Source organism: Methylobacterium sp. WL12 (assembly GCF_008039475.1).
GTDB lineage: Bacteria > Pseudomonadota > Alphaproteobacteria > Rhizobiales > Beijerinckiaceae > Methylobacterium > Methylobacterium cerastii.
The window spans coordinates 20,959-27,172 of record NZ_VRUW01000068.1; the positions used below are offsets into that span (position 1 = coordinate 20,959).

The window sequence follows — 6,214 nt, forward strand, 5'->3', positions numbered from 1 at the left end:
CCGCAGAGGGTCGCTGTCGACACGACCCTCAGCGCCCGCCTCGTAACCGAGGCGGGCCAGCGCCCACGTCTGCCAAGTCGAGCCGCTGCGGCCTGCACAGGCGCACTGTATCCTCGCGCGTCTCCCCGCCTTACCGCCTAGACACGCGGCTGGCTCGTCTCGCGGGCGCGGCGATGTTCGTAGGTCTTCAAGCCGGTGAACACGCGCTCGAGGTGCGGAAGCTTGCGCTCCGTCGCGCGCCCGCGGGCGATCAGGTCGCCGACGACGTGGTCGGCCTCGATCCGGCCCCCGCCCTCGATGTCGCGGAGCATCGAGGCGGTCAGCGGCGATCCATCCGCGGTCAGCATGGCGCGGGCCTGGGTCGCCACCTTCTCGCGCGGCGCGAACCCGTTCGCGCCGGCGATGGCGAGGCATTCGTCGTGCAGGCCGGCGATGAAGTCCCGGCCGCCCTCGGCCGCGACGACGTCGCCGATCGCGCCCCGCATCAGCGTGGTCGCGCCGGCGAGCGTGGCGAGGAACACCCACTTCTCCCACATCTCCAGCACGATCCTGTCCGACAGGCGCGGCTGGAACGTCGCGCCCTGCATCATCGCCTCGATCGCGGCGCAGCGCTCGGAGCGGGTGCCGTCGCGCTCGCCGTAGGTCAGGGTGCAGAAGTCGCTCATGTGGCGGATCTCGCCGTCCGGCCCCAGCGTCGCCGCGATGGCGCAGGAACCGCCGAGGACGCGGTGTGCGCCGAAGCGCGCGTCGAGCGCGTCGAGATGGGCCAGCCCATTGAGGACCGGCAGGATGGCGGTGCCCTCCCCCACCGCGGGGGCGATGTCGTCGAGGGCGCTGTCGAGGTCGTAGGCCTTGCACGAGAGCAGCACGAGATCGAAGCCGCCGGCCTCGGCCAGCGCGTCCGCCGTCACCGTCCGCGGCGCGGCGAGGTGAAGGTCGCCGAGCTTGCTCGTCACGACGAGCCCGTTCGCGGCGAGCTTCTTCGCCCGCGCCGGCCGGACCAGGAACGTCACATCGCGCCCGGCCTCGGCGAGCCGCGCCCCGTAGTAGCCACCGGTCGCCCCGGCCCCGACCACCAGCACCCGCATCACGTCTTCTCCCGAGCAGCGTTCACCTGACGATCCCATGCGTGCGCCGAACGCGCGGCGCAACGGCCGTCTCGGATCACACACCGTCGATCCGCGCGTTCAGCCCTCATGGACCCCGAGGTTCAGCCGACCAATCCGTGAGGCCGACGACCCGCGCGGCCCACGGTGTGCCCGACATCGTGCGGACGAGACGCAGGTCGGCCGTGACGACGTGCCTGTTCCAGCCGGCCGCCGCCGCGACGTAGGGTGCGTCGTAGAACGAGGTCCCTGCATCGACCGCCACCGCGATCGCTTCGGCATGGAGCACGCCGAGCGGGATTGCGGACACCGTGCGGGACTGCCCTGCGAGCGCCGCGGCCATCTCGTCCCGAGGCAGCGCCCCGGCACGCACATGGCGCGTGAGGACATGCCCGATCTCGGCGGCCGCATGGGTCGGTGTGACGAGCAAGTCCGGTCCGGACAGAAGGCGACAGGCGCCGTCCGACCCTTCCTCCCGGATGTACCATTTCACGATGACGCTCGCGTCAACGACGAGGATCACGTTGCGTCACGCAACCGCCGGATCATCAGCGTGCTGTCTTCGAGCCGATCGCCGTCGGCGGGGTCCCGGGAGGCGGCTCGGATGCGATCGGCGTGTGCGAGGCGCTCTGCCGGCGTCCACATCAGGCCGTGGAAGAGGGCGTCCTTGGCGATCTCCTCGGGCACGCGCCCATCTTCGGCCGCTCGCTCGAGCAATAGCGCGATCAGCATCTGATCGACAATCGTCAGATTTAGGTCGCCCACGATCCCAACTTCGCGCCTCGCTGCCGGTGAGATCGCACAAGGGTCGGCGAGAAGAACAAGGGACGGCCGGTTTCAGCCAAGCCTTAGGTCCGCGAGGGGTAATTCGGGCTCTCGCGCGTGATCGTCACGTCGTGGACGTGGCTTTCGCGCAGGCCCGCATTGGTGATGCGGATGAACTGCGCCCGCTCCTGGAAGTCCGGCACGGTCGGGGCGCCGACATAGCCCATCGCGGCGCGCAGGCCGCCGGCGAGCTGGTGCAAGACCGCCGCCACCGGGCCCTTGTACGGCACCTGCCCCTCGATGCCCTCGGGCACGAGCTTGTGTGTGTCGTTGACCTCGGCCTGGAAATAGCGGTCGGCCGAGCCGCGGGCCATCGCACCGACCGAGCCCATGCCGCGGTAGCTCTTGTAGGAGCGACCCTGGTACAGGAACACCTCGCCGGGTGCCTCGTCCGTGCCGGCCAGCAGCGAGCCGAGCATCGCCACCGAGGCGCCGGCGGCGATCGCCTTGGCGAGGTCGCCGGAATACTTGATGCCGCCGTCGGCGATCACCGGGATGCCGGCGTCGTGGGCGGCCTCGACCGCCTCCATGATCGCGGTGAGCTGCGGGACGCCGACGCCGGCGACGATGCGGGTGGTGCAGATCGATCCCGGCCCGATGCCGACCTTCACCGCGTCCGCGCCTGCGTCGATCAGCGCCTGCGTGCCCTCGCGGGTCGCGACGTTGCCGGCGATGACCTGCACGGCGTTCGAGAGCTGCTTCACCCGGCGCACGCTGTCGAGCACCTTGATCGAGTGGCCGTGCGCGGTGTCGACGACGATCACGTCGCAGCCGGCGTCGATCAGGCGCTCGGCCCGCTCGAAGCCCTGGTCGCCGGTGGTGGTGGCCGCCGCCACCCGGAGGCGGCCCTGCTCGTCCTTCACCGCCTTCGGGTAGGTGACCTGCTTCTCGATGTCCTTGACCGTGATCAGGCCGATGCAGCGGAAGTGGTCGTCGACGACGAGCAGCTTCTCGATCCGGAACTGGTGGAGGAGGTGCTTGGCCTCGTCCTGCGTCACGCCCTCGCGCACGGTGATCAGCCGGTCGCGGGTCATCAGCTCGGAGACGGGCTGGGCCGGGTGCGTCGCGAAGCGCACGTCGCGGTTGGTGAGGATGCCCACGAGCTTGCCGCGCGAGCCGTTGGGGCCGCGCTCGACCACCGGAATGCCGGAGATGCGGTTGACCTTCATCACCTCGAAGGCGTCGGCCAGGGTCTCGTCGGGATGGATGGTGATCGGGTTCAGCACCATGCCCGATTCGTACTTCTTCACCAGCCGCACCTGCTCGGCCTGCTCGGCCGGCTCGAGGTTGCGGTGGATCACGCCGAGGCCGCCGTTCTGGGCCATGGCGATGGCCATCGGCGCCTCGGTGACGGTGTCCATGGCCGAGGCTACGATCGGCAGGTTGAGGCTGATGGTGCGCGTCAGCTGCGTCGCGACGTTGACCTCGGTCGGCATCACCGAGGAGGCGGCCGGGCGCAGGAGGACGTCGTCGAAGGTCAGGCCCTCGATGATCGAAGCGGAGCTGATACGGGCCATGAGCCAACGGTCCTGGAGGGCTGCCGGGGCGACCGAAGGTCGAGCGCGGCATGGAGCGGGTTGGCACGGGCCAGTATCATGCGGTGCGGTGCCCGCAAAGGCGGCAACCCCGCGCGGTGCGGGATAAACGCCGCGTGGGCCGGTTGCGTCCGCCGCATGGCGTCCGGGACGCCCCTGCCCGTCAGCGGGTGCGCGGCCCCTTGTCGGAATAGTCCGGCGGCAGGCCGATGTAGTCGGTGAGGATGCCGTCGACGCCGGGCGCCCGGCCGAACGCCTCGCAATCCGGGTCCAGCGGCGCCTCGCCCAGGGTGGTCACGCGGACGCGGTTCCAGGTCGGCAGGGTGAGCGGCGCCTTGAACGGGTCTTCGCCGGTGGCGAGGTAGAAGCCGAAATCCTGGCCGAAGTCGCCGGCGAGGTCGTAGGCGTCGCTGATCCGCGAGTAGCGCGGCTGGCTCGTGAACGAGTTCGCCGCCCCGCCCCACACCATCGCCGCCCGCTGCTCGTGGCGGCGGTCGAGCGCCTCGGCCTCGACGGTGAGGCTCCCGAGGCCGATCGGCACGCGCGGGATCGGGATGCGCCCGAGCCCCTCGGCGAAGCCGATGCCGACCTGCCCCGCCACGGTGACGGCGGCGGAGGTGCCGATGGTGGCGCCCGCGCCGAGCAGGTCGGTCGGGTCGACGCGGGTCACCTGCGCGCGCACCGTCAAGTCGGCGTTGCGGCTCGACACCACGTCGTAGCGCAGCGACAGCTCGTAGCAGAGCGCGCGGTCGGCGTTGTTCGCCACGAGCCGGCGCTCGGCCTCGCCGATGCCGACGGCGCCCGCAACGTTGGCGGGAAACTGCGTCGGGATGATCCGGACGGTCTTGGTCCGGGCGAGCGCCCCGGCGTCGGCGTAGAGGCGCGCCGTGGTCGAGGCCTCGGTGCTGGCCCGGAGGCGGTCATATCGGGAGAGCGAGCCGACGTCGTTGAGGAGGACGGTGCCGCAGGCGCCGAGCGCACACATCACCGCAGACGCGGCGGCGAGCCGCGTCACCGATCGGGGCAGGGTCGATGGACGAAGCATCCTGGCACTTTCGCGGGTCTCGCCGCGGCGTCCCGGGCTCCGCCGACGAACGTCGGGGCACCGCGCGGAAGCTCGGCATCGTTACCGTAAAGCTTAAGGCCGATCCCCCCGTCTCGGAAGGGTCGAGGCCGCGTTCAGCCATGTTCAGAAACAAAGCGTGGCCGATCCGCCACGGATCGACCGGGCGCACATCCCGTGTCAAGCGCTGCAGCGCACGCCCCGCCGACGCCACGAGGCAGGGCGCCCCGAACCTTCCTCCGGCCCGATGCGCGCATCCCAGATCGTCCCCCTCGTCGTCGCCACCGCCTTGTTCATGGAGAACACCGACTCCACGGTGATCGCCACGGCGCTTCCCACCATCGCGCAGAGCCTCGGCGAGGATCCGATCGCCTTGAAGCTCGCGCTCACCGCCTATCTGGTGAGTTTGGCGATCTTCATCCCGATCAGCGGCTGGATGGCCGACCGCTACGGCTCGCGCACCGTGTTCCGCGCGGCGATCGCGGTGTTCATGGCAGGCTCGGTCGCCTGCGCGGTCTCCAACGGGCTCGCCGGCTTCGTCGCCGCCCGGTTCCTGCAGGGTCTGGGCGGCGCGATGATGGTGCCGGTCGGCCGCCTCGTGATCCTGCGCAGCGTGCCGAAGGCCGAGCTGGTCTCGGCGCTCGCCTACCTGACGATTCCGGCCCTGATCGGCCCGATCATGGGTCCGCCGCTCGGCGGCCTGATCACCACCTATCTCGACTGGCGCTGGATCTTCTTCATCAACATCCCGATCGGAATCGTCGGGATCGTGCTCGCGACGCTGTACTTCGAGGACGTCCGCGAGCCCGAGCGGCCGCCCCTCGACCTCGTCGGCTTCGCGATGCTCGGGCCGGGGCTCGCCGCCCTGATGCTCGGTCTCGCCTCCACCGGGCGGCACCTGCTGCCGGGCTGGATGACCTGGGCGAGCCTCGGCGGCGGCGCCGTGCTGCTCGCGCTGTATTTCGGGCACTCGCGGCGGATGGCCCATCCGATCCTGCGCCTCGACCTGATGCGCCACCCGACTTTCCGCATCGCGGTGATCGGCGGCAGCCTGTTCCGCATCGGCACCGGGGCGATTCCGTTCCTGCTGCCGCTGATGCTGCAGGTCGGGTTCGGGCTCGATCCGCTGCAATCGGGGCTGATCACGTTCTCGGCCGCCGCCGGGGCGATGTTCGTGAAGACGGTCGGCCCCCGCATCCTGCGACGCTACGGCTTCCGACCGGTCATGGTCTGCAACGCGGTGTTCGCCGCGTTCTTCCTCGCGGTGAACGGCCTCTACACCGCGAGCACGCCGCATGGGCTGATGCTCAGCATCCTGTTCCTCGGCGGCTGCCTGCGCTCGCTCCAGTTCACCTGCGTCAACGCCATCGCCTACGCCGACCTCGAGAAGGCCGAGATGAGCGCGGGCACGAGCCTCGCCAGCGTCGCACAGCAGATCTCGCTGAGCCTCGGCGTGACGCTGGGCGCGCTTGCGCTGGAAGGGGCCGCCGCGTGGCACGGCCGCAGCGCGATCGCGGCCGCGGATTTCGGCCCGGCGTTCCTGGCCGTCGCGCTGATCTCGGCCGCCTCGGTCTTCCCCTTCCGGCAGCTCGCGCCGGATGCCGGCGCCGAGGTCTCCGGCCGGATGATCGCGCGCACCGCGCCGACGGCCGCGCCGGGCCGGCAATAGGCCGTGGCCCCACCCC

General features: G+C 70.9%; 6 protein-coding genes. 1 reads left to right on the forward strand and 5 read right to left on the reverse strand.

Annotation, left to right across the window (positions count from 1 at the left end; translation table 11 throughout):
• Positions 1 to 137: 137 nt before the first annotated feature.
• From panE to FV226_RS20415, 5 genes are all read right to left on the reverse strand, one after another.
• The gene (gene panE, locus FV226_RS20395) at positions 138 to 1,088 is read right to left on the reverse strand and encodes a 2-dehydropantoate 2-reductase (RefSeq protein ID WP_147764318.1); all 951 of its coding nucleotides are present in this window, start codon (positions 1,086 to 1,088) and stop codon (positions 138 to 140) included.
• Between the two features lie 106 nt (positions 1,089 to 1,194).
• Positions 1,195 to 1,629 carry a type II toxin-antitoxin system VapC family toxin gene (locus tag FV226_RS20400; protein ID WP_147764319.1) on the reverse strand — a complete coding sequence of 145 codons (435 nt, stop codon included), beginning with the start codon at positions 1,627 to 1,629 and terminating at the stop codon, positions 1,195 to 1,197.
• Positions 1,626 to 1,871 (reverse strand): hypothetical protein, encoded by a 246-nt coding sequence (locus FV226_RS20405; RefSeq protein ID WP_147764320.1) that lies wholly within the window; start codon positions 1,869 to 1,871, stop codon positions 1,626 to 1,628. Before FV226_RS20405 ends, FV226_RS20400 begins: the two co-directional genes overlap by 4 nt.
• An 83-nt stretch (positions 1,872 to 1,954) precedes the next feature.
• Positions 1,955 to 3,448, reverse strand: a complete 1,494-nt coding sequence (gene guaB / locus FV226_RS20410; protein ID WP_147752281.1) for an IMP dehydrogenase — start codon at positions 3,446 to 3,448, stop codon at positions 1,955 to 1,957.
• A 181-nt stretch (positions 3,449 to 3,629) separates the two neighbouring features.
• Positions 3,630 to 4,511: a DUF3313 domain-containing protein gene (locus tag FV226_RS20415; RefSeq protein WP_147764321.1), complete on the reverse strand. Its 882-nt coding sequence runs from the start codon at positions 4,509 to 4,511 to the stop codon at positions 3,630 to 3,632.
• Between the two features lie 265 nt (positions 4,512 to 4,776).
• Between FV226_RS20415 and FV226_RS20420 the strand changes: the two genes are divergently transcribed.
• Entirely contained in the window at positions 4,777 to 6,198 is a 1,422-nt protein-coding gene (locus tag FV226_RS20420) for an MFS transporter (RefSeq protein WP_147764322.1), read from the forward strand.
• Positions 6,199 to 6,214 lie beyond the last annotated feature (16 nt).